The sequence below is a fragment of the Amycolatopsis melonis genome (assembly GCF_040064235.1).
Lineage (GTDB): Bacteria > Actinomycetota > Actinomycetes > Mycobacteriales > Pseudonocardiaceae > Amycolatopsis > Amycolatopsis melonis.
On sequence record NZ_JBDZYD010000005.1, the window covers coordinates 23,036 to 47,434 of the forward strand.

The 24,399-nt window shown below is 71.0% G+C and carries 30 protein-coding genes; 17 read left to right on the top strand and 13 right to left on the bottom strand.

Features of this window, described 5'->3' with window-relative positions; translation table 11 throughout:
* The first annotated feature begins 17 nt into the window (after positions 1 to 17).
* Positions 18 to 620 carry a LysE family translocator gene (locus ABJI51_RS14030; RefSeq protein ID WP_348950896.1) on the top strand — a complete coding sequence of 201 codons (603 nt, stop codon included), beginning with the start codon at positions 18 to 20 and terminating at the stop codon, positions 618 to 620.
* Here ABJI51_RS14030 and ABJI51_RS14035 read toward each other — a convergent pair.
* Genes ABJI51_RS14035 through ABJI51_RS14050 form a run of 4 tightly spaced genes read right to left on the bottom strand, consistent with a single transcriptional unit; the run spans position 617 to position 3,910 of the window.
* Positions 617 to 1,483 (bottom strand): ABC transporter substrate-binding protein, encoded by an 867-nt coding sequence (locus ABJI51_RS14035; RefSeq protein ID WP_348950898.1) that lies wholly within the window; start codon positions 1,481 to 1,483, stop codon positions 617 to 619. The two genes, ABJI51_RS14030 and ABJI51_RS14035, sit on opposite strands and share 4 nt — an antisense overlap.
* The gene (locus ABJI51_RS14040) at positions 1,480 to 2,163 is read right to left on the bottom strand and encodes an ABC transporter permease (RefSeq protein WP_348950900.1); all 684 of its coding nucleotides are present in this window, start codon (positions 2,161 to 2,163) and stop codon (positions 1,480 to 1,482) included. The genes ABJI51_RS14035 and ABJI51_RS14040 overlap by 4 nt, the downstream gene beginning before the upstream one ends.
* Positions 2,160 to 2,828: an ABC transporter permease gene (locus ABJI51_RS14045; protein ID WP_348950902.1), complete on the bottom strand. Its 669-nt coding sequence runs from the start codon at positions 2,826 to 2,828 to the stop codon at positions 2,160 to 2,162. The genes ABJI51_RS14040 and ABJI51_RS14045 overlap by 4 nt, the downstream gene beginning before the upstream one ends.
* Positions 2,825 to 3,910, bottom strand: coding sequence for an ABC transporter ATP-binding protein (locus ABJI51_RS14050; RefSeq protein ID WP_348950903.1), 1,086 nt, complete (start codon positions 3,908 to 3,910; stop codon positions 2,825 to 2,827). The genes ABJI51_RS14045 and ABJI51_RS14050 overlap by 4 nt, the downstream gene beginning before the upstream one ends.
* Before the next feature lie 93 nt (positions 3,911 to 4,003).
* Between ABJI51_RS14050 and ABJI51_RS14055 the strand changes: the two genes are divergently transcribed.
* Complete coding sequence (locus ABJI51_RS14055) at positions 4,004 to 5,413, top strand: bis-aminopropyl spermidine synthase family protein (protein WP_348950905.1); 1,410 nt, start codon at positions 4,004 to 4,006, stop codon at positions 5,411 to 5,413.
* Positions 5,414 to 5,468: 55 nt separating this feature from the next.
* On the opposite strand, the gene ABJI51_RS14060 is transcribed toward ABJI51_RS14055, so the two are convergent.
* Positions 5,469 to 6,650 (bottom strand): NAD(P)-dependent malic enzyme, encoded by a 1,182-nt coding sequence (locus tag ABJI51_RS14060; protein ID WP_348950907.1) that lies wholly within the window; start codon positions 6,648 to 6,650, stop codon positions 5,469 to 5,471.
* A 357-nt stretch (positions 6,651 to 7,007) separates the two neighbouring features.
* Here ABJI51_RS14060 and rfbC point away from each other — a divergent pair, with 357 nt between their 5' ends.
* The 3 genes from rfbC to ABJI51_RS14075 are packed head-to-tail and all read left to right on the top strand — an operon-like array spanning position 7,008 to position 8,509.
* Positions 7,008 to 7,613 carry a dTDP-4-dehydrorhamnose 3,5-epimerase gene (gene rfbC, locus ABJI51_RS14065; RefSeq protein WP_348950909.1) on the top strand — a complete coding sequence of 202 codons (606 nt, stop codon included), beginning with the start codon at positions 7,008 to 7,010 and terminating at the stop codon, positions 7,611 to 7,613.
* Positions 7,614 to 7,673: 60 nt separating this feature from the next.
* Complete coding sequence (locus ABJI51_RS14070; protein ID WP_348950911.1) at positions 7,674 to 8,078, top strand: SRPBCC family protein; 405 nt, start codon at positions 7,674 to 7,676, stop codon at positions 8,076 to 8,078.
* Complete coding sequence (locus ABJI51_RS14075; protein ID WP_348950912.1) at positions 8,075 to 8,509, top strand: MarR family winged helix-turn-helix transcriptional regulator; 435 nt, start codon at positions 8,075 to 8,077, stop codon at positions 8,507 to 8,509. The genes ABJI51_RS14070 and ABJI51_RS14075 overlap by 4 nt, the downstream gene beginning before the upstream one ends.
* Here the strand turns inward: ABJI51_RS14075 and ABJI51_RS14080 are convergent.
* A complete protein-coding gene (locus tag ABJI51_RS14080) occupies positions 8,499 to 10,106 on the bottom strand; it encodes a GMC oxidoreductase (RefSeq protein WP_348950914.1) in 1,608 nt (535 codons plus the stop codon). The two genes, ABJI51_RS14075 and ABJI51_RS14080, sit on opposite strands and share 11 nt — an antisense overlap.
* A 136-nt stretch (positions 10,107 to 10,242) precedes the next feature.
* On the opposite strand from ABJI51_RS14080, the gene ABJI51_RS14085 reads away from it, so the two are divergent.
* Positions 10,243 to 10,899: a hypothetical protein gene (locus tag ABJI51_RS14085; protein WP_348950915.1), complete on the top strand. Its 657-nt coding sequence runs from the start codon at positions 10,243 to 10,245 to the stop codon at positions 10,897 to 10,899.
* Here the strand turns inward: ABJI51_RS14085 and ABJI51_RS14090 are convergent.
* On the bottom strand, positions 10,896 to 11,369 hold the full coding sequence (locus tag ABJI51_RS14090; protein ID WP_348950916.1) for a hotdog fold domain-containing protein: 474 nt from the start codon (positions 11,367 to 11,369) through the stop codon (positions 10,896 to 10,898). The genes ABJI51_RS14085 and ABJI51_RS14090 overlap by 4 nt on opposite strands.
* Before the next feature lie 83 nt (positions 11,370 to 11,452).
* Between ABJI51_RS14090 and ABJI51_RS14095 the strand changes: the two genes are divergently transcribed.
* Both ABJI51_RS14095 and ABJI51_RS14100 read left to right on the top strand, forming a co-directional pair.
* Positions 11,453 to 12,040: an acid phosphatase gene (locus ABJI51_RS14095; protein ID WP_348950918.1), complete on the top strand. Its 588-nt coding sequence runs from the start codon at positions 11,453 to 11,455 to the stop codon at positions 12,038 to 12,040.
* Position 12,041: 1 nt separating this feature from the next.
* Positions 12,042 to 12,524 carry a GNAT family N-acetyltransferase gene (locus ABJI51_RS14100; protein WP_348950920.1) on the top strand — a complete coding sequence of 161 codons (483 nt, stop codon included), beginning with the start codon at positions 12,042 to 12,044 and terminating at the stop codon, positions 12,522 to 12,524.
* 211 nt (positions 12,525 to 12,735) lie between these two features.
* On the opposite strand, the gene ABJI51_RS14105 is transcribed toward ABJI51_RS14100, so the two are convergent.
* Entirely contained in the window at positions 12,736 to 13,206 is a 471-nt protein-coding gene (locus ABJI51_RS14105) for a hypothetical protein (protein WP_348950922.1), read from the bottom strand.
* Between the two features lie 315 nt (positions 13,207 to 13,521).
* On the opposite strand from ABJI51_RS14105, the gene ABJI51_RS14110 reads away from it, so the two are divergent.
* A complete protein-coding gene (locus ABJI51_RS14110) occupies positions 13,522 to 14,448 on the top strand; it encodes a diacylglycerol/lipid kinase family protein (protein ID WP_348950924.1) in 927 nt (308 codons plus the stop codon).
* A 274-nt stretch (positions 14,449 to 14,722) separates the two neighbouring features.
* A complete protein-coding gene (locus tag ABJI51_RS14115; protein ID WP_072481920.1) occupies positions 14,723 to 14,977 on the top strand; it encodes a WhiB family transcriptional regulator in 255 nt (84 codons plus the stop codon).
* A 354-nt stretch (positions 14,978 to 15,331) separates the two neighbouring features.
* Here the strand turns inward: ABJI51_RS14115 and ABJI51_RS14120 are convergent, their stop codons facing one another.
* On the bottom strand, positions 15,332 to 16,852 hold the full coding sequence (locus ABJI51_RS14120) for a sensor histidine kinase (RefSeq protein ID WP_348950927.1): 1,521 nt from the start codon (positions 16,850 to 16,852) through the stop codon (positions 15,332 to 15,334).
* 74 nt (positions 16,853 to 16,926) lie between these two features.
* Between ABJI51_RS14120 and ABJI51_RS43555 the strand changes: the two genes are divergently transcribed.
* A complete protein-coding gene (locus tag ABJI51_RS43555) occupies positions 16,927 to 17,001 on the top strand; it encodes a 50S ribosomal protein bL37 (RefSeq protein WP_098515123.1) in 75 nt (24 codons plus the stop codon).
* 62 nt (positions 17,002 to 17,063) lie between these two features.
* Here the strand turns inward: ABJI51_RS43555 and rsrA are convergent, their stop codons facing one another.
* Together rsrA and ABJI51_RS14130 are read right to left on the bottom strand one after the other, a co-directional pair.
* Complete coding sequence (gene rsrA / locus ABJI51_RS14125) at positions 17,064 to 17,384, bottom strand: mycothiol system anti-sigma-R factor (RefSeq protein WP_348950929.1); 321 nt, start codon at positions 17,382 to 17,384, stop codon at positions 17,064 to 17,066.
* Positions 17,381 to 18,004: a sigma-70 family RNA polymerase sigma factor gene (locus ABJI51_RS14130; RefSeq protein ID WP_003059778.1), complete on the bottom strand. Its 624-nt coding sequence runs from the start codon at positions 18,002 to 18,004 to the stop codon at positions 17,381 to 17,383. The genes rsrA and ABJI51_RS14130 overlap by 4 nt, the downstream gene beginning before the upstream one ends.
* Positions 18,005 to 18,197: 193 nt before the next feature.
* Here ABJI51_RS14130 and ybaK point away from each other — a divergent pair, with 193 nt between their 5' ends.
* A complete protein-coding gene (gene ybaK, locus ABJI51_RS14135; RefSeq protein WP_348950931.1) occupies positions 18,198 to 18,674 on the top strand; it encodes a Cys-tRNA(Pro) deacylase in 477 nt (158 codons plus the stop codon).
* 101 nt (positions 18,675 to 18,775) lie between these two features.
* On the opposite strand, the gene ABJI51_RS14140 is transcribed toward ybaK, so the two are convergent.
* Together ABJI51_RS14140 and ABJI51_RS14145 are read right to left on the bottom strand one after the other, a co-directional pair.
* The gene (locus ABJI51_RS14140; protein WP_348950933.1) at positions 18,776 to 19,384 is read right to left on the bottom strand and encodes an alpha/beta hydrolase family protein; all 609 of its coding nucleotides are present in this window, start codon (positions 19,382 to 19,384) and stop codon (positions 18,776 to 18,778) included.
* The gene (locus tag ABJI51_RS14145) at positions 19,381 to 20,139 is read right to left on the bottom strand and encodes an SOS response-associated peptidase (protein WP_348950935.1); all 759 of its coding nucleotides are present in this window, start codon (positions 20,137 to 20,139) and stop codon (positions 19,381 to 19,383) included. The genes ABJI51_RS14140 and ABJI51_RS14145 overlap by 4 nt, the downstream gene beginning before the upstream one ends.
* 117 nt (positions 20,140 to 20,256) lie before the next feature.
* Between ABJI51_RS14145 and rsgA the strand changes: the two genes are divergently transcribed.
* From rsgA to ABJI51_RS14170, 5 genes are all read left to right on the top strand, one after another.
* Positions 20,257 to 21,279: a ribosome small subunit-dependent GTPase A gene (gene rsgA, locus ABJI51_RS14150; RefSeq protein ID WP_348950937.1), complete on the top strand. Its 1,023-nt coding sequence runs from the start codon at positions 20,257 to 20,259 to the stop codon at positions 21,277 to 21,279.
* A gap of 100 nt (positions 21,280 to 21,379) precedes the next feature.
* Positions 21,380 to 22,267: an SCO4651 family lipoprotein gene (locus ABJI51_RS14155; protein ID WP_348950939.1), complete on the top strand. Its 888-nt coding sequence runs from the start codon at positions 21,380 to 21,382 to the stop codon at positions 22,265 to 22,267.
* 70 nt (positions 22,268 to 22,337) lie between these two features.
* Positions 22,338 to 23,084 (top strand): SCO4651 family lipoprotein, encoded by a 747-nt coding sequence (locus ABJI51_RS14160; RefSeq protein ID WP_348950941.1) that lies wholly within the window; start codon positions 22,338 to 22,340, stop codon positions 23,082 to 23,084.
* A gap of 51 nt (positions 23,085 to 23,135) precedes the next feature.
* A complete protein-coding gene (locus tag ABJI51_RS14165; protein WP_348950943.1) occupies positions 23,136 to 23,969 on the top strand; it encodes an NAD-dependent epimerase/dehydratase family protein in 834 nt (277 codons plus the stop codon).
* 31 nt (positions 23,970 to 24,000) lie between these two features.
* Positions 24,001 to 24,213, top strand: a complete 213-nt coding sequence (locus ABJI51_RS14170; RefSeq protein WP_348950944.1) for a hypothetical protein — start codon at positions 24,001 to 24,003, stop codon at positions 24,211 to 24,213.
* Positions 24,214 to 24,399: the final 186 nt, after the last annotated feature.

Here is a 24,399-nt window from a genome sequence, read left to right on the forward strand (position 1 = left end):
CGTGTCAGGATCGACACATGCCGGTCGATCCGCACCTCCTTCTGGCCTTCCTGGTGACCACCGCGATCGCGATGGTCACCCCGGGCCCGGACATGCTCTTCATCCTCGGCTGCGGCATGCGCGGTGGCCCGAAGGCCGGGCTGCTCGCCACCGCCGGGGTTGCCACCAGCGAGGCCATCCACGTCGCCGTCGCCGCGGCCGGGCTGGCCGCTCTCTTCGCCGCCGTGCCCGTTGCCTTCACCGTTGTGCGGATTGCCGGGGCCGCCTACCTCATCTACCTGGGCGTTCAGGCCATCCGGAACCGCAAGCCCCTGGTCGAGAAGCCCGCGGAGCGCGCCTACCTGTCCGGCCTGCTGACCAACCTGCTCAACCCGAAGATGGTCACCTTCACCATCGCCTTCCTCCCGCAGTTCATCGACCCGGCGCGCGGCGGGCTCTGGCTGCAGTTCGCCGTCCTCGGCGCGATCATGATCGTGTTCGAGTTCCTCGTCGACGGCACCGTCGGCGTCCTCGCCGGCCGCCTCGGCGGGTGGCTGCGGCGGAAGCGGAACCAGCGCCGCCTCGAGGTCGCCACCGGGGGCATCTTCATCGGGCTCGGCGTGAAGCTCGCCCTTGACTAGGCCCGCGCGAGGAAGTCCTCCGCGATGTCCAGCGGGTTGCGCTTCTCTTCGGTGAACTCGACGTTCAACCGCGTGAGCTGCTCGGTCGTCAGCGCCGCCGACACCCGGTTCAACGCCGCCACCTCACGCGGCGAAAGCGTTCCGCGGGCCACCAGCGGCACGATGTTCTGCGCCGGGAACATGTTCTTGTCGTCGGTGAGCGGCACGAACCCGTTCGCCGCGATCGTCGACGACGTGCTGAACAGGTCTGCCACCTGGACCTCGCCCGACTTCAGCGCCGCCACCGTCACCGGTCCGCCCGTGTCGGTTGTGCGGATCTCCTTGAACTCGCAGCCGTACAACGCCTTGATCTTGTCCTTCCAGCGGCTGCTCCACTGCCCCGGCCCGCCGAAAACCAGCTCGCGGCACCGCGGGGCCAGGTCGGACACCGTCCTGACCGAAGCCAGCTGCGGCCCGACGACGAGCAGGTCCTTGTCCTCGGCCGGTGCCTGGTCCAGTACCTCGAATCCCGGCGGGAGCTTCTGCCGCAGCTGCGCGTAGACGTCCTGCGAGGTCGTCGCCGTGGTGTCCTTGTCGAAGTAGCGCAACAGGTTTCCGCTGTAGTCCGGCACCACCGACAGCGACTTGTCCTGCAGCGCCTTGACGACGACCTCGCGGCTGCCGACCGGCGGCCGCACGGTGACGTTCGTGGCCCCCGCCTGCCGCAGCGCTCCAGCGTAGATCTGGGCCAGCAGCAGGCTTTCCCCGACGTCGGACGCCCCGATGATGATGTCCCCCGAAGCACCGCCCTCGCCGCCGCCGGCCAGCGGGTTGCCGCAGCCGGCGGCCAGCACCAGCACCATCAGGAAGATCAGCCGCTTCACGCCGTCACCTTCTTCGCCGCCGCCGCGAGCCGGACTCCGCGAGGGACCAGTGCGCGGTTCAGCAGCGCGAACAGCAGGTCCAGGACGACGGCCAGCGCCGTCGTCAGCAGCGCGCCCGCGATCACCTCGGAATAGTCCAAAATGGCCAGTCCGTCGAGCAGGAACCGGCCGAGGCCACCAAGTCCGACGTACGCGGCCACCGCGGCGGTCGCCACGAGCTGGAGTACCGCGTTGCGGATGCCGCCGAGCACGAGCGGCAGCGAGATCGGCACCTCGACCTGCCACAGCCGCTGCCAGCCGGTCATCCCGACACCCTCGGCGGCGTCGACCACGCCGTGGTCGGTCGCCTGCAGCCCGGCGTACGTCCCGGCGAGGATCGGCGGCACGGCCAGCACGACGAGCCCGATGATCGTCGAGGTGACGCTTTCGGTGAAGAGCAGGAACAGGAACGTGACGAGCCCGAGTGTCGGCAGCGCACGGATCGCGTTGCCGGCACTCACCAGTGCGACGCCGCCGCGTCCGGTGTGGCCGACGAACAGTCCCAAGGGGACGGCGATGACGAGCGCGATCACCAGCGACAACGCCGTGTAGCCCAGGTGCTGCAGCAGCCGCTGCGGAATGCCGTCGGGGCCGGACCAGTGCGCCGGGTCGCCGAACCAGCGGAAGAGGTCGGTGATCATGCGGCTCCCGCCCGGACCCACGGCGTCAGCAGGTTACGCGAGCCCACCAGGACCAGGTCGACGACCAGTGCCAGCAGCAGCGTCAGCACGATGCCGACCACGATCGGCGAGAAGTACTCGCGCTGGAACCCGTCGGTGAACAGCACGCCGAGACCGCCGGTGCCGATCAGCGCGCCGACGCTGACCAGGCTGATGTTGCTGACCGACGCCACCCGCACGCCCGCCGCGAGCACCGGCACGGACAACGGCAGCTCGACGGCGAAGAACCGGCGCACCGGCTGGTACCCGACGGCGGTGGCGGCGGCGATCACCGGCGGCGGCACGGCGTCCAGCGCGTCGAGCACCGGCCGGACCAGCAGCGCCGTCGTGTAGATCGTCAGCGCCACGACGACGTTCGCGCTGTCGAGGATCTTCGTCCCGATCAGGCCGGGGATGACCACGAACAGCGCGAGCGACGGGATCGTGTAGAGCAGGTTGGCCAGCACCACGAGGACCCGTCGCGCGGGCTGCCACCGGCTGCCGAGCCAGCCCGCCGCGATCGCGAGCACGATGCCGAGCACCAGCGGGAGCAGCGCGAGATACACGTGGTCGCCCAGGTCGCCGAGAATCTGGCCGCGGTTGTTCGCGCTGCCCAGGTACCGCACGAGCTCGTCGAAGAAGCTCATGACGCCTGGGGCGTGCCCTCGATGACGTCCAGCACCTGCCGCGCGACGACGGCGCCGAGCACGCGGTGGTCCTCGTCCACGACCACGCCGAGGCTGGCGGGCGAGGACAGCGCGGCATCGAGCGCGCCGCGGATCGGCGTCCCGCGCACCCACAGCGACCCGCCCGCCACGAGGTCGTCCTCGGCGAGCGGTCCGTCCACTGTGGAGCCCGGCGGCAGCCAGCCGCGGGGCTGTTTCTCGGTGTTGACCGCGAGCCGCCAGCCGTCGCTCGCGGGGACGGCGGAGCCGATCTCGACCAGGTCCAGTTCCTTGACCTCGACGCCTTCGGCGGAGAGGAACGAAAGCCCGCGGTACCCGCGGTCGCGGCCGACGAACGACGCGACGAAGTCGTCCACCGGGTGCCGCAGGACGTCGGCGGGCGTGCCGTACTGGGCCAGCTTGCCGCCGACGCGCATCACCGCGACCTTGTCGCCGAGCCGGACGGCCTCGTCGATGTCGTGGGTGACGAACACGATCGTCTTGCCCAGCTGCGACTGCAGCCGCAGCAGCTCGTCCTGCAGACCCTCGCGCACCACCGGGTCGACCGCGGAGAACGGCTCGTCCATCAGCAGCACCGGCGAGTCCGCGGCGAGCGCGCGGGCGACGCCGACGCGCTGCTGCTGCCCGCCGGAAAGCTGGGCGGGGTAACGCTTGCCGAGCTCGACCGGCAGGCCGATGATCTCCAGCAGCTCCGCGGCGCGCTTGCGGGCCTTCGCCTTGTCCCAGCCCGACAGCAGCGGCACGGTGGCGATGTTGTCGAGCACTGTCCGATGTGGAAAGAGGCCGGCGTGCTGGATGACGTAGCCGATGCCGCGGCGCAGCAGCGCGGGGTCGCCGTCGGCGACGTCCTTGCCGTCCAGCAGCACCTGCCCGGACGTCGGCTCGACCATCCGGTTGATCATCCGCAGCGACGTCGTCTTGCCGCAGCCGGACGGGCCGACGAACACGGTGATCGTGCCGTCCTCGACCGTCAGGTTCAGCTTGTCGACAGCGACCGTCCCGTCCGGGTACTGCTTGGTCACGTCGCGGAATTCGATGGTCACGGCCACTCCCCATGTCCCGGTCGCATCCGACCGTAGCCGAGTTGACGGCGGTTGGCACGGTGTCCCGGAAGGTGGCTACTAGGCTCGGAGTCCGTGAGCGCACTCGACGACGTCCTCGCCGCGCACGGCGTCGGCGTCCGCCCGCTGTACCGCGTCCTCGACCTGCTCCGCACCGGCGACCACGACCTCGGTGAGCTGGTGCGGCTGTCCACGGCGCCGCGGCGCAGCGTGGAGGCCGTCCTGAACGCCCTCGGCGACGACCTCGACCGCAGCGGCGACCGGCTGCGGATCGCCCCCGGCGTCGCCGCGTCGTACCTGCAGTACCGCGCGCCGCGGTACGCCGACCCGCTCGACGAAGCCGTGGCGACGCACGAGCTGCTGCCGAAGGTGGCCGAGTGGGTGGCCGAAGTGCCGTCGCCGCTCGCCGCGCTCGACCACGTGCAGGCGACCCCGGAAACCGTGCTGCGCCGGGCACTGTGGCTGGACGCGCAGTACGACCTCGCCTCGGCGCGGCTGCTGTTCCTCGGCGACCACGACCTGACGTCGCTGGCGGTGCGCGCGGTCTGCCCGTCGGCGTCGCTGACGGTCGTCGACCTGGACGAGCGCGTCCTGGCCTACCTGGACGAGCGTGGCGAACGCGGGATCGCGACGGCCCACACGGACCTGCGCGTCGGGCTGCCCCCGGCGTTCGCCGGCCGGTTCGACCTGGTGTTCAGCGATCCGCCGTACACGCCGGAGGGGATGGGGCTGTTCGCGGCGCGCGGGGTGCAGGCCCTGCGCGAGCCGAGCGAGGGACGGCTGCTGCTGGCCTACGGCTACAGCCCGCGGCACCCGGCGCTGGGCGCGCAGGTGCAGCGGTCGCTGGCCACGCTCGGGCTGACGTTCGAGGCGATCCTGCCGGGCTTCAACCGGTACTTCGGGGCACAGGCGATCGGCAGCGCGGCGGACCTGTACGTCTGCCAGCCGACGGCGAAGGCCAAGAAGATGCGCAGCGGCAAGGCGATCTACACGCACGGGCCGCAGTCGGTGGAGTCGGCGGGCACGAAACCGGCGCTGCTGGAGAAGCTGAAGGAGATCGCGGTCTCCGGCGGCCTGGCGCTGGAGTCGCGGCCGGTGGACTGGTCGATCTCCGGCCCGGAGGGCGACGCGGTCGCGATGGACCTTTCGGCCGACCCGGGCCCATGGCTGCTGCGGACGCTGCTGGGCACGAACGCCCGGCGCCTGGCACTGCTGCTGCCCAACGCCCACCCGGACCTGGCGGACCAGGCGTCCCAGGAGGCGCTCGCTTCACTCGTTAGAGGGAAATACGCCCTGCGCTACCTGCGCAGCACTCCGGACAACCGGCACGCGGTGGTGGTCGCGGACGCGGTGGCCCACCAGGACGAGATCCTGACCCGGGCGCACGCCCGCCTGGCGAACGTCGCCCTGGACGTCCCCGCGGACCTGGTCGACCTGCGCCTGGTCGACGTCCCCCGCCACCGCCTCCCCGACCTGCTGCGCTGAACTTCTGCAGCGCAAAGCGGCACTTTCACGTGAAAGTGCCGCTTTGCGCCGAAGGTCAGTCCGTGACGCCGTCGGCTTCCGCGGCCTTCGCCACCGCGGTCGCGACCTCCGGGGCGACCCGCGGGTCGAGCGGGCTGGGGACGATCCGGTCCGGGCCGAGGTCGTCCATCGCCACCGACACGATCGCCTCGGCCGCCGCCAGCTTCATGTTCTCGGTGATCGCCCGCGCGCCGGAGTCCAGCGCACCGCGGAAGACGCCCGGGAACGCCAGGACGTTGTTGATCTGGTTCGGGAAGTCGCTGCGCCCGGTGGCCACGATCGACGCGTACCGCGCCGCGGCCTCGGGGTGGACCTCCGGGTCCGGATTGGACAGCGCGAACACGATGCCGCCGCCTGCCATCCGGCCCAGCAGCGACTCGTCGATCGTCGCGCCGGACAGGCCGAGGAACACGTCCGCGCCTTCGAGCGCTTCGGCGAGACCGCCGCGCAGGCCCGCCTTGTTCGTCGTCGCGGCCAGGCGCTCCTTGACCGGGTTCAGGCCGTCGCGTCCGGAGTGGATGATGCCGCGCGAGTCGAGCACCGTGACGTCGCCGATGCCCGCTTCCTGCAGGATCTTCGCGCAGGCGACACCGGCCGCGCCCGCACCGGAGACGACGACGCGCTGGTCGGCGATCGACCGGTCCAGCACCAGGTTGGCGCCGCGCAGCGCGGCGAGGGTGACGATCGCCGTGCCGTGCTGGTCGTCGTGCATGACCGGGCAGTCGAGTGCCTCCTTGAGCTTGTCCTCCAGCTCGAAGCACCGCGGCGCGGAGACGTCCTCCAGGTTGACCGCGCCGAACGACGGCCGCAGCCGCACCAGCGTCTCGACGATCTCGTCGACGTCGGTGGTGTCCAGCACCAGCGGGATCGAGTCGAGCCCGCCGAAGGTCTTGAACAGGACCGACTTGCCCTCCATGACCGGCAGCGACGCGCCGGCGCCGATGTCGCCGAGGCCGAGCACCGCCGTCCCGTCGCTCACCACGACGACCAGCCGGTCCGCCCACGTGTACCGCTTGGCCTTGGCCGCGTCCTCGGCGATCGCGCGGCTCACCTTCGCCACACCCGGGGTGTACGCGATCGAAAGGTCACGCGGGCTGGAAATCGGGCGGGTGGCCGCCACCGAGAGCTTGCCGCCCTCGTGCCCGGTGAAGATCTCTTCGTCGGTGACCGGCGCGACGGCGCCGGTGGGGTCGCTCATGGGGTTTCCTGTCGTCGTTTCCGTCATTCCTCCAGTGGGAATGACGGAACTCGCGGTTCGAACGTGGGTCACTGGAATTTCTCCTGGGCCTGCGGGCTGGGACCACGGTTCGCAGTGCGAACCGTGGCGGCTCCCGGCACGGCAGCCCAGCGCGGTAGCGCCGGCCTGTCGGCGAGGCGTCACGTCGGCCATCGGTGCCGTGGGTCTGGCGATGGCCGCGGACGCGGCGGTTCGTTCATTGTGACAGGTCCCGTGCCGCGGGTGACCCCTCGGTGCGGTTGATGTCACATCATCGGCCAATTCCGGCAATTCCCAAGACGTCCGTCCGGTTTTGTTGCCGCCCGATAAGGTGATGTCATGCAATTCCGCCCGCTGCGCGTCCCGGACGCCTACGAGTTCTCCCCCCGGGCGTTCCCCGACGACCGGGGCCTGTTCGTCGCCCCCTTCCAGGAGGACGCCTTCCGCGCGGCGGTCGGCCACCCGCTGCGGCTGGGCCAGTCGAACCACAGCGTGTCCCGGCGCGGCACGATCCGCGGCATCCACTTCGCCGACACGCCGCCCGGGCAGGCGAAGTACGTCTACTGCCCGCGCGGCTCGCTGCTCGACGTCGTCGTCGACCTCCGCGTCGGTTCGCCGACCTTCGGCCAGTGGGACGCGGTCAAGCTCGACGCGCGCGAGTTCCACGCGATGTACCTGGCCGAGGGCCTCGGCCACGGCTTCGTCGCGCTCGAAGACGACACCGTGATGAGCTACTACTGCTCGGAGCCGTACAACCCCGCCGGCGAGCACGGCATCACCCCGCTCGACCCGGCGCTGGGACTGCCCTGGCCGCAGGACCTCGAGCCGGTCCTGTCCGCCAAGGACCGCGAGGCGCCGACCCTGGCCGAAGCGCTGGAGCAGGGCCTGCTCCCGGTGTACGCGGACTGCGTCGCCTACTACGACAAGCTGCGCTCGGCGAACTGAGCACCGCTCCGGCCGCCCGGCCGCTTGCGAATTTAGTAAGCGTGCATATAGTCTGCCCGCATGCCACTTTACGAGTACGAGCACAGCGAGACCTCCACCGCTCCCGCCGCCGCGATCTGGCCGCTCTGGGCCGACACGAGCCGCTGGCCCGAGTGGGACGCGGGCGTCCGGTCGGTGGTCATCGACGGCCCCTTCGCCGTGGGGACCAGCGGCACCATGACGATGGACGGCATGCCGCCGATCCCCTTCACGCTCACCGAGGTCACCGAGGGCCGCAGCTTCACCGACGAGACCCGCCTGCCGGACGCGTTCCTGCGCTTCGAGCACGTCCTGACCGACGTCGACGGCGGCACCCGGATCACCTACCGCGTCACCATCGACGGCCCGGACGGCTTCGGCCCGCAGGTGACCGAGGACACCCCCGACGCCATGCGCGCGCTGGCCCGCCTGGCCGAGCGGGCATGACCACTCCCGAGTCCCGCCTGCCCGGCCCGGAACGCAGCCCCGGCTTCCTGCTGTGGCGCGTGACGCTGGCCTGGCAGCGGGCGATGCGGGCCGCGCTGGCCCCGCACGACCTCACGCACGTCCAGTTCGTGCTGCTGACCACGACGTGGTGGCTCACCCGCGGGGGCGAGCCACCCACCCAGCGGCAGCTCGCCGAGCAGGCGGGCACGGACACGATGATGACCAGCCAGGTCGTCCGCAAGCTCGCCGAGCGTGGCCTGCTGACCCGCGCCGACGACCCCGCGGACGCCCGCGCGAAGCGGCTGGAGGTCACCCCGGCCGGCCTGGAGCTGGTCGCGAAGGCCCTGAAGGACGTCGAGGCCGCCGACGCGTCGTTCTTCGACGGCGTCGGCGACGAGTTCACCGACGCGCTGGCCCGGCTCAGCCCCTGATGTCCTCGGCGAGAACGCGCTCGATGTTGCGCTCGGCGAGCGCGGTGATCGTGACGAACGGGTTGACGCCGGTGCTGCCGGGGATGAGCGAGCCGTCCGTGACGTAGAGGTTCCGGTAGCCCTTGACCCGGCCGTAGTCGTCGGTCGCCTCGCCGAGGACCAGCCCGCCCAGCGGGTGGTAGGTGAAGCGGTCCTCGAACACGCGGGTGTCGCCGAAGAGGTCGTAGCGGTAGATCGTCGCGTTCGCCCGGTTGATCTTGTCGAACAGCGCCTTCGCCGCCGCGACCGACGGCTGCCCCTGCGACGCCGTCCAGTGCAGCTTCGCGGAGTCACTGGCGGCGTCGTAGCCGAAGTGGCCGCGTTCGGGGTTCCGAGTGATCGCCAGGTAGAGGCTGAGCCACGTCTCGACCCCGGCGGGCACCGGCGCGATCTCGGCGAACGCCGGGTGCACCGGATCGGCCCAGTTGTCGATGCCGAGCGCGGGCATGCCGGACTGCAGCGTGCCAGTGGGGTCCCAGACGTGGTTGGCGCGCCCGAGCATGACGTTGCCGTTGGTGCCCCAGCCGCGGCCGACGGCGTCGTTCAGCGCGGGCAGCCTGCCGGTCTCCCGCGCCCGCAGCAGCAGCTCGGTCGAGCCGAGGCTGCCCGCGCCCAGGAAGAGGTGCTTGGTCGTGACGTGCTTGGTCGCCAGGACGGTGCCGTGTTCGTCGATCTCGCGCACGACCAGGGTGTACGTGCCGTCGGGCTGGTGGAGGATCTCGCGGACCTCGTGCAGTGCCTGGATGGTCACCCGGCCCGTGCCGAGCGCGGCGGCGAGGTAGGTCCGGTCGAGCGAGCGCTTGCCGTGGTTGTTGCCGTAGATGACCTCGGACGCGTCGGCCGAGCGCGGGACCTCGCCCGCCTCCTCCCGCCGCAGGTAGTCCATGTCGTACACGCTGGGCACGAACACCGTGCCGAAGCCCGCCCTGGCCGCGGCCTTCCGCGAGACGCGGGCGTACCGGTACGAGCGGCACGTCTCGAACCACTGCGGGTCCACGACGTTGACGCCCAGCTGCGCCCGCGCCCGCGGGAAGTACTTGCCGTACATCTCGCCGGCGTCGACCCGCGGGAGGATCTCCTCGAAGTAGGACCGCTTCGGCGTCACCGCCATCGCGCCGTTGACCAGGGAGCCGCCGCCGACCCCGCGGCCGAGGTACACCGCCATGTCGCCGAAGTTCACCCGGTCGAGAACCCCGGCGTAGCGCGGGATGTCGCGGTTGGCGAGGTCGAGCCAGAGGAACGACGCGAGCGGCGCTTCGGTGCGGTCCTTGAACCACATCGCGCGCCCGTCCGGCGCGAGCATCGGGCAGAAGACCCGGCCGTCGGCGCCCGGGGTGGTCCACAGCCTGCCCATCTCGAGCATCAGCGTGGGAATCCCGGCCTCGCCCAGGCGCAACGCCGTGGCGGCGGCGCCGTAGCCGGTCCCGACGACCAGCGCCGGGCAGTACTCGGGCAGGGCGGCCGCGGCGCGGGTCGTCGAGATCGTGGTCAGCCCGAGGGCGGCGGCCGAGTTCAGCGCGGCGAGGCCGAGGAACCGGCGGCGGGAGAAGGCGGACATGGGCCCGAGCATGGCCCAGTTCAGTGAACGTCGTTAACTAAATGGAACGTGTTTCACCCGGTCGAGTGAGATTTCGGGTGTCCCCTGGGGGCGATCCCGGATGTCCCGGCGCCGGCGCGGGAGCAGGCTCACCGCCATGAAACTTCTCGCACTGGGGGCGGCCGTGGCCGCACTGGCGATCGTGCCCGGAACGGCTTCCGCCGACACGCCCGCCGACCTGCCGACGTTCGACTTCACCGACTGCCCGGCACCGCCGCCCGACGCCGACCCGGGCACGTGGCGCTGCGAAGCCTTTGTGTCGCAAGGAACCCTGACCATCGGCGACCGGGAGATCCCGCTCGGGGAAATGCGCCTGACGTTCAGCGAAGGCCAGGTCGGCGGCCGGTACGCGCAGATCTTCGGCGCACTGCGGCACGCGCCGGTCCGCGTTCCCGGCCTCGCCGGCACGACCCTGCAGCTGCACTACGGCGGCTACTCGGACTTCCAGGGCAACGACGAGCGGCGCGGCGAGCTGGACGTCTACGCGTCGCTGCACCATCCGTTGCTGCGCAAGGACTGCCGGACCGGCGTGCTGCACACGGTCGTCCACGACGACCCGGCGGTGCCGCCGACGCGGATTTCGCAGCACCCGCCGACGTTCCACTTCGGCGTCTTCGACCGGGAACTCGCCGTGCCGGCAACGCAGGACTGCGGGCCGCTCGGCAGGCTCGTCGACCGGAGGCTCGGCCTGCCGTCGCCGTCCGGCCGGAACACGTTCCACCAGACCACGTACGTGCAGTACAAGCAGCTCTAACGCTTCTTCGGCGTCACCCAGATCGTGATCGTCCCGGTGACCACGGGCCGGTCGTTCGCGTCCGAAATGGTCACCGGGACCTCGAGGTCGAAGCCCTCGTCGCCGAACTCCGGCAGCTCGGGCAGCGCGGCCACCGCGCGCAGGCCCGTCTCGGCCTTGGCGACGTACTGGACGTTCATGCCCTTCGGCAGCCAGCGGTGCGTCGAGGGAACCGTCGCCTCGGCGAGCATGCCCATCGCGATCTCGGCGAGGTTGCACGCGGCGATCGCATGGAAGGTGCGGATGTGGTTGTAAACACCCCACCACTTCGGCGCGGTCACCTCGCAGCGGCCGGGTCGCAGGTCACGCACCGAGGGCAGCACCGTGCGGAAGTAGGGCACACGCAGGCAGATCGCGGCGCTGAACAGCTGTTTCCCGCCCGGCTTCCCGGCCAGCTTCTGCCACAGCGCGAACGTCGGCGTCTCGGACATGGGGTTCTCCTCGGACTAAGCTACCGTTCAGTAGCTAAGCAGACGACCGGTCGCCGCGCAAACGGCCGGATATATTCGGCGGCGTGGCTCATCGGCTCTTCCTCCTCCGGCACGGCCAGACCGAATGGTCGCTGAACGGGCGGCACACCGGGCGCACGGACATCCCGCTGACCCCGGCAGGCGAGGGCCAGGCCCGTGCCGCGGGCGGCACGCTGCGGAACCTGGTGGGCGGGCCGTCGCTGGTGCTGTCGAGCCCCCGCACGCGGGCGCTGCGCACGGTGGCGCTGGCCGGGCTGCGCGTCGACGAAGTCACCGAGGACCTCGCCGAGTGGGACTACGGCGACTACGAAGGCGTCACCACGCCGAAGATCCGGGAAACCGTGCCCGGCTGGACGGTCTGGACCCACCCGATCCCCGGCGGCGAAAGCGCCGCGGACGTCACCACCCGCGCGGACCGCGTGCTGGCCCGCGCCCGCCGCGACATCGAGGACGGCGACGTCGTCCTGGTCGGGCACGGGCACTTCAGCCGCGTGCTGGTGGCCCGCTGGCTCGGCCTGCCCGCCACCGCCGGAGTCCACTTCGGACTGGACGCGGCCGGCATCGCGGTACTCGGCGACGAGCGCGGCGAGCCCCAGATCGAACACCTCAACCTGCTGCCGACGGAGGACTGACGTGCCCGACAACCGCATCCGCCGCATCCGGCCCGACGACGTCGAGGCCGCCGTCGGCCTGGTGTACGCGCTGGCGGAGTTCGAGCGCGCCCCGGACGAGTGCCACCTGACGGCCGACCAGCTCCACACGGCGTTGTTCGGCGAAGCGCCGAAGCTGTTCGGGCATGTGGCCGAAGTGGACGGCAAGATCGCCGGCTTCGCGGTCTGGTTCCTGAACTTCTCCACCTGGCGCGGCGTGCACGGCATCTATTTGGAGGACCTGTTCGTCCTGCCGGAACACCGCGGCTCGGGCCTGGGCAAGGCCCTCCTGGCGGCACTGGCGGCGGAGTGCGTCGCGAACGGCTACGCGCGGCTGGAGTGGTCGGTCCTGGACTGGAACCCGGCAACGGAGTTCTACAAGGCCCTCGGCGCGGTCCCGATGGACGAGTGGACGGTCAACCGCCTCACCGACGAACCCCTCCGAGCCCTGGCTGCCCAAGCCTGACCCGCACCACGCGTGCTTGGGCCCGTAACTCGCGTGACTGGGCCCGTAACTCGCGTGCTTGAGACCGTAACTCGCGTGCTTGAGACCGGATCTCGCGAGTTACGGCCCTGACACGCCAGTTACGGCCCCGATCACGCGAGTTCCGGCTTCAATCACGCGAGTTACGGCTTCAATCACGCGAGATCCGGCTCTGATCACGCGAGATCTGGGTTCAGTCTTCTTCGCGGCCCTCGCGCTCGGCGCGGCGGCCCGCGAGCCCGCCGCGTTCGGCGGCCTCCGTCTCCGTCTCGCCCTCGCGCAGGCCGAGCGCCCAGGCACGGGACGGCCGCCGGAACAGCAGCACCAGCGCCGCGATGCCGAACAGCGCGACCGGCACGCCGAAGGCCGGCTCGCCCGACGGGCCGAGCAGGTACCAGCCGAGCCCGATCACGATCAGCGCGATCACCACGCCGGGCGAGCGCGCCCACGTCTGCCCCAGCACGAGCCCGGCCGACGCGGCCAGGAACGCCAGCGCCACCACGATGAACGTGCCGGACTCGACGAAGACGTTGTTGCCCGGCTGCGCCGGCGTCCGCAGGCCGTTCACCAGCACGATCACCCCGAACACCAGCAGGGCGAGCGACGGCACCGCGGTGACGGCACCGGCCAGCCGGACCTCCCGGGGAGCGGGCGAGAGCTTCACTGCGGCGGCCTTCCGGAGAGCTTTTCGGGCGGTGCACAGTGGACTCGACCAGGGCGAGTCACGGTGCGTGAGCTTCTTCGATCGTATGCCACCCGGTCGGCCGTTTTCGCGGGACCGCGTGAGCGTCGAAAATTCAGGTGTCGTCGATGAGCGGGCGGTCGGCCCGGGTGCACTTGTCACGACGCGCGGACACTCGCACGTGAAGGAGGGCCGCCCGGCACAGGGTTTTCGCAGGTGCTGTTCGGAGGGGTTGCGCCCGTCACCATGGACCGCCGGAAGGTTCTCGGACCGCCGGAAGTCACTTACTCTGCGGTAATGCGCGCAATCCTCGTCGTGAACCCCCAGGCCACCTCGACCACCGCGGGTGGCAGGGACGTGCTGGCCCACGCGCTCGCCAGCCAGGTCAAGCTCGACGTGGTCGAGACGGACTACCGCGGCCACGCGATGGCCGTCGCGCGCTCGGCCGCGCGGGACGGGATCGACCTGGTCGTCGCGCACGGCGGCGACGGCACGGTGAACGAGGTCGTCAACGGCCTGCTCGCCGACAGTGACGGCGACCCGGCCGAAATCGGCCGGATCCCCGCGCTCGGCGTCGTCCCCGGCGGCTCGGCCAACGTGTTCGCGCGCGCCCTCGGCATCGCCCACGACCCCGTCGAGGCCACCCACCAGCTGCTCCACGCGCTGGAGCACGACCGCTCGCGCCGGGTCGGGCTCGGCCTGGCCGACGGGCACTGGTTCACCTTCAACTCCGGGCTCGGCTGGGACGCCGACGTCGTCGGCCGGGTCGCCAAGCGCCGCGGCAAGCAGACGACCGCCGGGCTGTACATGCGGGCCGCCGTCCGCTCCTACTTCCGGCCGCCACTGGGCCGGCCGACCCTCACGATCCGCGTCCCCGGCCAGGAACCCGCCGAGGCGCTGACCGCTTTCGTGTCGAACACCGATCCGTGGAGCTACCTGGGCGAGCGTGCCGTCCACCTCAACCCGGGTTGCTCGTTCGAGACGGGATTGGGCTTGTTCGCGCTGAACGGTCTGGGATTGCCCACCGTGTTCAAGCATGTACGCCAAGCTTTGGCTACGAAGAGCAACCAGCGCGGGCGACGTCTCGTGCGTCACGATGACCTCCCGATGATCCGCATCGACGCAGCTGAACCGGTAAACTTCCAGGTGGACGGCGACCTCGTCGGCCAGCGGACCCGAGTGGAGTTCTTCAGCGTCCCGGATGCACTGTCGGTAATCGTGTGACGACGTGACCGCTGATCGCCTGCGGCAAAGTGCCAGTTGCCGTTCGTCGACGCAGAAGCTCCACTCAGCGCATCAGCCTTCCCTTCGGGAGGCTGTTTCGGAGAGAAACCGCAGGTCAGAGGCGTCGCTCGGCCGGGTGACCTGACTCACCGATCTTCCGGAAACCCTTGTCGAAAGCGGTGCTTCGTGAAAGCATTCACAAGCACCCAAGAACACGACCGCCATTGACGACTGTGGCGCGGCCCTCCCGCGCCGTATGAAGGAGCTCACGAACATGGACTGGCGCCACGACGCGGCCTGCCGAGACGAGGACCCCGAGCTGTTCTTCCCCGTGGGAACCAGCGGTCCTGCTCTGTCGCAGGTAGCGCAGGCGAAGGCCGTGTGCCACCGCTGCACCGTCGCTTCCGACTGCCTGGCCTGGGCTCTGGCCAGCGGGCAGGACGCGGGCGTGTGGGGCGGTATGAGCGAAGACGAGCGACGCGCGCTCAAGCGCCGCCGTACGCACATCGGCACGCGTACCAACGCCTGAGTTTCACGAAAAGCACCGGAACCGAAGAGGAAATTCTCCCGGCGGGCATTGCTGTGCCCACGCCGTCTGGGGTGCTACCTACCCGGTTCAAGCTTAACAAGTGGGGCGAAACCACCTGGCGACGGGTGCGGTGAAACCTCACCGGGACTTCAAGTCCTCCCGCAAGCGCTGAACGGCCCGGCACCACGCACCTGGTGCCGGGCCTTCATCGTGTCGACCCTTCAATCACGCGTGTCGACCCTCCAATCACGCGTGTCGACCTCTCCGTCACATCGTCGGCAGCCCAGACCGTGATGGAGCGGTCAACTCGCGTGATTGAGGGGACGACACGCGTGATCAGAGAGACGACACGAGTCAGAGGCGGCGTGAAAGCGGGATCCGCAGCGCGGCTTCCGTCCCCGTGACCCGGGTCGACGACGCCTCCGCCCGCACCTTCCGCAGCGACAGCGACCCCCGCAGCTCGGACTCCACGAGCGTCCGCACGATCTGCAGCCCGAGCCCGTCCGACCGCTCCAGCGAGAACCCCGACGGCAGGCCGCGCCCGTTGTCGCGGATCACGACGTCCAGCCAGCGCGCCGAGCGCTCCACGATCAGCTCGACCTTGCCCGACCGGCCGGCCGGGAACGCGTGCTCGATCGCGTTCTGGACCAGCTCCGCCAGCACCATCACCAGCGGCGTCGCGATCTCCGCGACCACCACCCCGAACGAGCCCTTCCGCGACAGCCCGACCTGCGACTCCGCCGTGGCGACCTCGCCGACCATCGGCAGCACGTTGTCGAGGAGCTTGTCGAGGTCGACGCGCTCGTCCACCGAAATCGACAGCGCCTCGTGCACCAGCGCGATCGACGTCACCCGGCGCACGGACTCCGCCAGCGCGAGCCGCGCCTCCTCCGACGTCGTCCGGCGGGACTGCAGGCGCAGCAGCGCCGCCACCGTCTGGAGGTTGTTCTTCACCCGGTGGTGGATCTCACGGATCGTCGCGTCCTTCGACAGCAGCGCCCGGTCGCGCCGCTTCACCTCGGTGACGTCGCGGACCAGCACCAGCGCGCCCGCCGCCTGCCCGGCAGGCCGCAGCGGCAGCGCGCGGAACAGCACCACGGCGCCCCGGCGCGAATCCGCCTCCGTGCGGCTGGACGGCTTCCCGTCGAGGGCCTCGATGATCCGGTGGGACACCTCGGTCGCGTCGAACGGGTCGCGGATCAGCGAGCGCGTCAGCGGCGCCAGCCGCGTCCCGACCAGATCGGACTCGTGCCCCATCCGGTGGTACGCGGACAACCCGTTCGGGCTGGCGAACACGACCGTGCCGCTCGAATCGAGCCGGATCAGGCCGTCACCCACGCGGGGTGACGTGTGCGTGTCCGTCTGGTTGGAGCCGCTCGGCGGGAACGTGCCGTCGACGATCATCTGGCACAGGTCGCCTGCACTGCCGAGGTACGCGATTTCCAGCGGCGACGGCACCCGCGGCGCCGCGAGGTTCGTCTCGCGGCTCATCACGGCGATCACCTGGTCGTGGAACCGCACCGGGATGGCCTCGCGCCGCATCGGCAGGTCGCGGTACCAGTGCGGGTCCTCCTCGCGGCAGATCCGCACCTCGCGCATGGCCTTCGCCAGCTGCGGGTGCTCCTCCACCGTGAACCGCGTGCCGACGACGTCCTCCGGGTGCGCGGTGGGCGCCGTCGTCGGCCGCGCGTGCGCGACGCAGACGAAGTCGCCGCCGTCCGGCTGCAGCTCCTCGGTCACCGGGACCCAGAGCAGGAAGTCCGCGAAGGACAGGTCGGCCAGCAGCTGCCATTCGGCGACGACGGTCTGGAGGTGGTCCGCCGCCTCACCGGGCAGCCCGGTGTTCTCGGCGAGCAGTTCCGCGAGCGTGGACACGCACCCCATCCAACCAGAGCGGAGCGTCATGCCACACTTGAGAGGTTGACCAGCTTTGACGACGAGGAGTGAACATGTCGAAGCGCGCCCGCAAGCGTCGCGACCGGAAGAAGAACGGCGCGAACCACGGCAAGAAGCCCAACGCCTGAGCGTTCGGCATGCCGAAGGCCCCCGCACCACCGGTGCGGGGGCCTTCGTCGTGCTCGGGCGCCTATTCGGAGCGCTGCTCGAGAGTGATCTCGGTGCGTTCCACGGTGACACCGCCGCGGGAGGCGACGGTCTGGCGGATCGACGCGCGCAGCCGGCTCTTCAGCTCGGCCGGGGCGTGGTCGCCGCCGCACTTGCGGGCCAGCAGCTGCTTGATGTGCTCGTCGATGCCGTACTCCTCGAGGCACGGCGGGCAGTCCTCGATGTGCTTGCGCAGCGCGGCGTCCCGCTCGGGGCTGCACTCCTTGTCGAGGAGCAGGTAGATGTCGGCGAGCGCCTCCTCGCAGCGGACCTTGTCGGACGCGCCCTCGCACATGTCGTTCATCGCCCGGCCACCTCCTCCTTGGCACCCCGGATGAAACCGCGTTCCCGCGCGACGTCGGCGAGCAGGTCGCGCAGCTGCGCGCGGCCGCGGTGCAGGCGGGACATCACGGTGCCGATCGGGGTGTCCATGATCTCGGCGATCTCCTTGTACGCGAAGCCCTCGACGTCGGCCAGGTAGACGGCCAGCCGGAACTCCTCGGGCAGCTTCTGCAGGGCGGCCTTCACGTCGGTGTCGGGCAGGTTGTCCATCGCCTCGACCTCGGCCGAGCGCAGCCCGCTGGAGGTGTGGCTCTCCGCCTTGGCGATCTGCCAGTCGGTGATCTCCTCGGTGGGCGCCTGCACCGGCTGCCGCTGGCGCTTGCGGTAGCCGTTGATGTAGGTGTTGGTCAGGATGCGGTACATCCAGGCCTTGAGGTTCGTGCCGGCCTTGAAGGACGCGAAGGCGGCGTACGCCTTGAGGTAGGTCTCCTGGACCAGGTCCTCGGCATCGGCGGGGTTGCGGGTCATCCGCATCGCGGCCGAGTACAGCTGGTCGAGCAGCGGCATCGCGTCCCGTTCGAAGCGCTCGGCGCGCTCCGCCTCGGTCGCTTCTTCCGGTGCTGAGTTCTGCGTGCTCGGCAAACCGTTCCCTTCCCGCTCGGCGTCGATGCGCGTGCGCGCATACGGCAGGCCCGAGTTTACGCGGGGCCCGGGCACGCCGGGGTTCGCCGGTGCCTGCGGGCGGCGACGGCTGCGGGAGCGTGGGGTGGCGAGCGTCGTGGTCACGCCCCGTACAACCGATCAGGGGATGCGGGCATTCCCTAGACTTCCGCCCATGGCTGGCAAGGGGACCCCGGCGACGGCGTTGCTGACGAAGCAGAAGGTGCCGCACACGCTGCACGCCTACGACCACGACCCGCGCGCGGAGTCGTACGGGCTGGAGGCGGTGGAGGCACTCGGGCTCGACCGCGCCCGGGTGTTCAAGACGCTGGTCGCGGACGTGGACGGCCGCCTGACGGTGGGCGTGGTCCCGGTCACGGGCCAGCTGGACCTGAAGGCCCTGGCGGCCGCGGCGGGCGGCAAGAAGGCGAAGATGGCCGACCCGGCGGCGGCCCAGCGGGCGACGGGCTACGTGCTGGGCGGCATCTCCCCGCTGGGCCACCGGAGCCGGCTGCCGGTGGTGATCGACGCCACGGCGGAGAAGTTCGAGACGGTGTTCTGCTCGGCCGGGCGAAGGGGACTCGAGGTCGAGCTGGCCCCCGGGGAGCTGATCCGGCTGACCGGGGCCGTGGTGGCACCGATCGCGGCCTGACCTGGCTGACCGGACGTCATGAACGAGTCGTTCATGACGTCTGACGACAGGAAAGAGTCGTTCACCTCGTGGAGGCGCAGGCTCAGCCCGATGTGGACGACTCAGGCCAGCGGCCGCAGCACCCGGGACAGCCACTCCGTCGCCGCCCGCGACACCGACTCCAGGTCCGCCGACAGGTTGTGGTCTCCGTCCACCACCACGATCTCGTGGTGCGGCCCTCCCGCGGGTCGCCCGAACGGGTCACGCTCGCCCTGGACCACCAGTACCGGGACCTCGACCGCGTCCAGTTCCGGCTGGCGGGTCTTCTCCGGCTTGCCCGGCGGGTGTTCCGGGAACGCCAGGCAGAGCACCGCCACCGCCTGGCCCGCCGCCGCCGTGCGGCAGGCCACCCTTGCGCCCGACGAGCGGCCGCCGAACACGAACGGGAGGCCGTCGAAGCGGGCCGACAGGTCGTCCGCCACCGTCAGCCAGGCCGCGTCCAGCTGCTTCGCCGGTGCCGGTGCGCGGCGGCCCGCCACCCGGTACGGCTGCTCGACCAGCGCCACGTGCACGCCCGCCGCCTGCGCCGCGCGCGTCACCGCCACCAGGTCCTTCGCGCCGAGGCCGCCGCCCGCGCCGTGGCCGAGCATGAGCACCGCCGTGCCCTCCTCGGCGCAGTGCAGGTACGCCCGCGCCGGGCCGTACTCGGTGTCGATCTCCAGCGCGGTCATGACTTCGGCACGTCGAACAGGGCGCCCTCGTGTGCCGGGTCGACCCGCTCCAGCAGCTCGGGCCCGTTGTTGCGGACGTTGTTGACCAGGGTCGAGATCGGCCGCAGCTCCAGCGACGCCACGAGGTCGTCCGGCGTCGGCACCAGCAGGTCCGTGACGTCTTCGCGGTCCGGGTCCAGCCAGCCGTCCCAGTGCGACCGCGGCACGATCAGCGGCATCTGGTGGTGGATGTCGGTGAGCTGCCCCGCGGCGTCGGTCGTGATGATCGAGAAGGTGATCAGCGGCGCCGCGTTGTCGTCGTCCTTCGGCCGCCAGCTCTCCCAGATGCCGCCGAACGCGAGCGACGAATCGTCGCGCGACGTCATGTAGAAGGGCTCCTTCTCCTTGCCGGTGCGGCGCCATTCGAACCAGCCGTCGGCGGGCACCAGGCAGCGCCGCGACGTCAGCGCGCGGCGGAAGGCCGGCTTCTCCGCGGCCGTCTCGGCGCGCGTGTTGATCATCCGCGAGCCGACCGAGGGGTCCTTGGCCCAGAACGGCACCAGGCCCCACTTCATCATCCGCAGCGAGCGTTCGGCGGGCTCGTCCTCGAGGACCTGGCCGTCTTCGTCGCGCGGATGCCGCTGCACGACGGTGACGACGTTCTTCGTCGGCGCCACGTTGTGGTCGGCGCGGGCACGACCTTCGGTGAGGTCGACCGCGTCGAACTCCTCGATCAGCTTCGCCGGGTCCTTCGTGGCGGCGTACCGGCCGCACATGGCCAACCTCCTCGGTACCGGAAATGTCCGCCGACGCCATCGTTACACGCTGGCCAGGGCCGTGGCGAGCGGCATGGGATCATTCGGGTGGCACCGGCGCACGGGAGGAGGTCACTGTTGGCGCGCAGCGACTGGAGCAGGCTGGACGAGTCCGACGTCCGAGTACGTCCCGGCAAGGGCAGCCGCCCGCGCAGCAAGCGCCGTCCCGAGCACGCCGACGCCGTCACCGCCATGGTCATCGGCAAGGACCGCGGCCGCTGGACCTGCGCGGTCGACGCCGATCCGGGCCGCGTGATCACCGCGATGCGGGCCCGCGAGATGGGCCGGACGCCGGTGGTCGTCGGCGACCGCGTCGCGGTGGTCGGGGACGTCTCCGGCAGGCCGGACACCCTCGCCCGGATCGTCCGCGTCGACGACCGCACGAGTTCCCTGCTGCGCACGGCCGACGACACGGACCCGTACGAGCGGCTGGTCGTCGCGAACGCCGAGCGGCTGCTGATCGTCACCGCGCTGGCCGACCCGCCGCCGCGCACCGGCTTCATCGACCGCTGCCTGGTCGCCTGCTACGCCGGGGGCGTCGAGCCGGTGCTCTGCCTGACGAAGGCCGACCTGGCCAGCCCGGACGAGCTCCTGGCGAGCTACGCGGGCCTCGACATCCCGGCGGTCGTGACGCGCTACGACGAGGAGCCGGACGGCCTCGCCGACATGCTCAAGGACCGCGTGACCGCACTGGTCGGGCACTCCGGTGTCGGCAAGTCGACATTGGTGAACCGCCTGGTGCCGGACGCCGAGCTGGCCACCGGCGTCGTGAGCGCGGTCGGCAAGGGGCGGCACACGTCCGTCGCGGCGGTGGCGCTGCCGCTGCCCGACGGCGGCTGGGTGATCGACACGCCGGGCGTCCGGTCGTTCGGGCTGGCCCACGTCACCGCGGACGACATCGTGAACGCATTCGAGGAGTTCGCCGAAGCCGCCGAGGAATGCCCCTCGGGCTGCGGGCACCTGGGCGCGCCCGAGGACCCGGACTGCGCGCTCGACGACGTCGTCGCCGACGGCACGGCCAGCCCCGAGCGGCTGGCGTCGCTGCGGCGCCTGCTGGTCTCCCGCGGCGGCCACGACGTGACCCGCCCCACCGAGCCCTGAGGCAACCGGGAACCGATTCCGGATCGTCACCGTCACATCGGTAACCATTCGCCCGTTCGGGCGATATGCCGGACAGAAGGTTCGACTCCGAGGGGAACTCATGCGCAAGACGACTCTGGTCGCCGCGGGCGCCGCGCTGGTGCTGACGCTGACGGCCTGCAGTGGCAACACGACCACGGGCACCGCCGCGCCGGGCGGCGAGCAGGCCAAGCCGGCCGGCAGCGGCCTCGCCAACCCGTTCACCGACGCGATCCAGCTGGCGTCGGCGTCCAAGGAAGGCACCCAGAAGTCCAAGTCGGCGAAGTTCACCATGGAGGGCTCCGCCGCCGGCCAGACGGTCAACGCCTCCGGGGCGATGAGCTTCGACGCCGCGAACACCAAGTTCGCGCTGAAGACCACCACCGGCGGCGAGACCACCGAGATGCGGCTGGTCGACAAGGTCATGTACATCAAGCTGCCTGCCAGCGACCAGAAGGAGCTGGGCACCGACAAGACCTGGGCGAAGGTCTCGCCGGACGGCACCGACCCGGTCTCGCAGGCGCTGGGTGGCGCGCTCGCGCAGTCGGCCGAGCAGGGCGACCCGAGCAAGATGCTGGAGCAGATCTCGAAGACCGGCCGGATCGTCTCGTCCGACCAGACGCAGCTGAACGGCGAGCAGGTCAACCACTACAAGGTGGAGCTCGACGTCGCGAAGGCCATCGACCAGTTCACCGGCTCCGTGCCCGCCGCGGCGCGCGACAAGCTCACCGACATGCTCAAGGGCAAGGACATCAAGATCCCGGCCGAGCTGTGGCTGAACAAGGACAACCTGCCGCTGCAGGTGACCATGGACCAGGGCCCGATGATGCAGGCGCTGGGCGCGCCGGGCGCGACCGACGCGAAGTTCACGATGAAGTACACCGACTGGGGCACCCCGGTCGACGTCGCGGCGCCGCCGGCCGACCAGGTCGTCGACATCGCCGAGCTGCTGAAGAAGGCCGGTCGCTGACCGGACGACGCTGAGTAGCGGCGGCTCCCCCGAACGAGTTCGGGGGAGCCGCTGTGTTTTTGTTGGCACCATGCGGAAAACCGTCGTCGCCGTGCTGTTCGCCCTGCTCGCCGGCGCGTGCTCCGAGCCGTCGCCGCCCCCGTCGTTCGGCGACGCGCGGGCACTGGCCGACGCGGCCACGGCGGCGACGGCGAGCGGCGGCTCGGCGAAGTTCGGCACGCACGTCGCGGTCGGCGCGATCCGGTCGAAGGGCCAGGGCCAGGCGCGGTTCGGCGCAGGCGGGACGGCCCAGGTGATGACGACCGACGTCCTCGGCGAGCCGATGGAGCTGCGCCTGGTGGGCGGCAAGCTGTACGCGAAGGTGCCGGAGGGCTCGCGCGACGAGATGGGCGCGGGCAAGCCGTGGGTCGCGGTCGCGGCGGACGGAACGGATCCGTTTTCCCAGGTGCTCGGCGGCAGCCTGACCCAGCTGGCGGCGCAGAACGACCCGGCGCACACGCTGGGCGAGATCCGCACGGCGGGCACGATCGTCTCGGCGGAGCGCACCCAGCTGGGCGGCGTGGCGGCGGAGCACTACCGCGTAAACCTGGACCTGGCCCGCCTGGGCACGGACCTGCCGGCGGGCCTCCCACCGGAGTCGGCGGGCCGGCTCGGCCGGTTCCCGGTGGAGCTGTGGCTCGACGACACGCACCGGCCGTTGCAGATTGTGTTGGATCTGTCGCCGATCCTGCAGGGAGAAGCCCGGATCACGACCCGCTATACGGAGTGGGGAGCCCCCGTCGACGTCCAGCCGCCCCCGGCGGGCGAAGTGGGCTAGTCACGTTTCCCGGCCCGCCGTCGTCCGGAGGGGTGGCGAAGGGAGACGGACATGCGGGTGCTGGTGATCGGGGCGACGGGAGTACTGGGAAGGCCGACGACGGCGCGCCTGCGGGCGGCAGGGCACGAGGTGACCGCACCGGCGCATGTCGATTTGTTCTCGGAGTCTTCACTGGTCAGGGCGTTGCACGGCCACGACGCGGTGGTGAACCTGGCAACCCGCATCCCGGGCCCCCGAGCCATGCTGCGCCGATCGGGCTGGGCGGCGAACGACCGGGTGAGGATCGAGGGAAGCGCAACCCTGGCGGCGGCGGTCCGCCAGGTCGAAGAGGTCCGGACGGTGGTCCAGGAGGGCATTTCGTTCGTGTACGCGGACGGCGGATCCCGCGAGCTGACGGAGGAAGCACCCCTGAACCCCCGCGGAGTAACGGCATCCTCGGTGACGGCCCACGAGAACGTCGCGGCACTGACGGACCGCACGGTGATCCGGCTGCGAATCGGCCTGCTGGTGGGAACGGACGTCATGACAACGACAATGCTGGCGGCAGCCCGCCGCGGCGCCCCACTGATCATGGGCTCCCGGACGGACTGGACAACGGCAATCCACCCCCCGGACGCGGCATCGGCCATCGCGGCGGCTGTGGAGGCGCCGGCCGGGGTCTACAACGTGGGGGCGCCCCCGGTGCTGAAAGGCGAACTGGGGGCGGCGCTGGCTGCGGCGGCGGGGGTACATCGGGCGCGGGCGGTGCCGAAGTGGCTGGTCTCCTGGCTGCCCATGGCGGAACCGACGGGGCGTTCGCAGCGGGTGGTGTCGCGGAAGCTGATGGAGGCGACCGGGTGGTTCTGTGAGCGGCCGGTGCCGGGTCCGGAGTGGTTCGTGGACTGACTGTCTCCCGCGCGCCGGTGTTGCTGGTGTCGTGAACGACTCGTTCACCTCGTCCGACGACAGGAAAGAGTCGTTCATGTCGTCGAAGGCGGGCTCGGCTGGGTGGGGCTTTCAGGGGGATGCACCCAAGGTGGCGTTCGGTGCGCTGGACGCAACCAACGCCACATTGGGTGCGCCGGCACTGTCGCCGAACGGCGCGGTGAACGCAGAATCCGGCCTCGCGGGACTTGGACGTCCCGGATGACTCGTTCGGACGCCGGCCCGAGCACAGGTTCCGAATCCACGGCGGTGTCCCCCGGGCGACAGCGACAGCGGACCGAGCGGCCTGCCCCCGCCCAGAAACCCCCAGACCAGCCCCCGCCACTCCCAGGGGGGCGTCCCCAGGCCCAGTCTACCCGGCCACCCCGACGGAAACCGCTGCTCGAGCCGG

Excerpts from the sequence above, each read along its gene's own strand:
- ABJI51_RS14045 (WP_348950902.1), bottom strand. The coding sequence starts at position 2,828 with ATGAGCTTCTTCGACGAGCTCGTGCGGTACCTGGGCAGCGCGAACAAC.
- rfbC (WP_348950909.1), top strand. The coding sequence starts at position 7,008 with ATGCAATTCCGCCCGCTGCGCGTCCCGGACGCCTACGAGTTCTCCCCC.
- ABJI51_RS14115 (WP_072481920.1), top strand. The coding sequence starts at position 14,723 with ATGGACTGGCGCCACGACGCGGCCTGCCGAGACGAGGACCCCGAGCTG.
- ABJI51_RS14085 (WP_348950915.1), top strand. The coding sequence starts at position 10,243 with ATGAAACTTCTCGCACTGGGGGCGGCCGTGGCCGCACTGGCGATCGTG.
- ABJI51_RS14160 (WP_348950941.1), top strand. The coding sequence starts at position 22,338 with ATGCGGAAAACCGTCGTCGCCGTGCTGTTCGCCCTGCTCGCCGGCGCG.
- ABJI51_RS14145 (WP_348950935.1), bottom strand. The coding sequence starts at position 20,139 with ATGTGCGGCCGGTACGCCGCCACGAAGGACCCGGCGAAGCTGATCGAG.
- ABJI51_RS14075 (WP_348950912.1), top strand. The coding sequence starts at position 8,075 with ATGACCACTCCCGAGTCCCGCCTGCCCGGCCCGGAACGCAGCCCCGGC.
- ABJI51_RS14110 (WP_348950924.1), top strand. The coding sequence starts at position 13,522 with ATGCGCGCAATCCTCGTCGTGAACCCCCAGGCCACCTCGACCACCGCG.
- ABJI51_RS14165 (WP_348950943.1), top strand. The coding sequence starts at position 23,136 with ATGCGGGTGCTGGTGATCGGGGCGACGGGAGTACTGGGAAGGCCGACG.
- ABJI51_RS14030 (WP_348950896.1), top strand. The coding sequence starts at position 18 with ATGCCGGTCGATCCGCACCTCCTTCTGGCCTTCCTGGTGACCACCGCG.
- ABJI51_RS14080 (WP_348950914.1), bottom strand. The coding sequence starts at position 10,106 with ATGTCCGCCTTCTCCCGCCGCCGGTTCCTCGGCCTCGCCGCGCTGAAC.
- ybaK (WP_348950931.1), top strand. The coding sequence starts at position 18,198 with ATGGCTGGCAAGGGGACCCCGGCGACGGCGTTGCTGACGAAGCAGAAG.
- ABJI51_RS14060 (WP_348950907.1), bottom strand. The coding sequence starts at position 6,650 with ATGAGCGACCCCACCGGCGCCGTCGCGCCGGTCACCGACGAAGAGATC.
- ABJI51_RS14040 (WP_348950900.1), bottom strand. The coding sequence starts at position 2,163 with ATGATCACCGACCTCTTCCGCTGGTTCGGCGACCCGGCGCACTGGTCC.
- ABJI51_RS14090 (WP_348950916.1), bottom strand. The coding sequence starts at position 11,369 with ATGTCCGAGACGCCGACGTTCGCGCTGTGGCAGAAGCTGGCCGGGAAG.
- ABJI51_RS14155 (WP_348950939.1), top strand. The coding sequence starts at position 21,380 with ATGCGCAAGACGACTCTGGTCGCCGCGGGCGCCGCGCTGGTGCTGACG.
- ABJI51_RS14140 (WP_348950933.1), bottom strand. The coding sequence starts at position 19,384 with ATGACCGCGCTGGAGATCGACACCGAGTACGGCCCGGCGCGGGCGTAC.
- rsrA (WP_348950929.1), bottom strand. The coding sequence starts at position 17,384 with ATGAACGACATGTGCGAGGGCGCGTCCGACAAGGTCCGCTGCGAGGAG.
- ABJI51_RS14070 (WP_348950911.1), top strand. The coding sequence starts at position 7,674 with ATGCCACTTTACGAGTACGAGCACAGCGAGACCTCCACCGCTCCCGCC.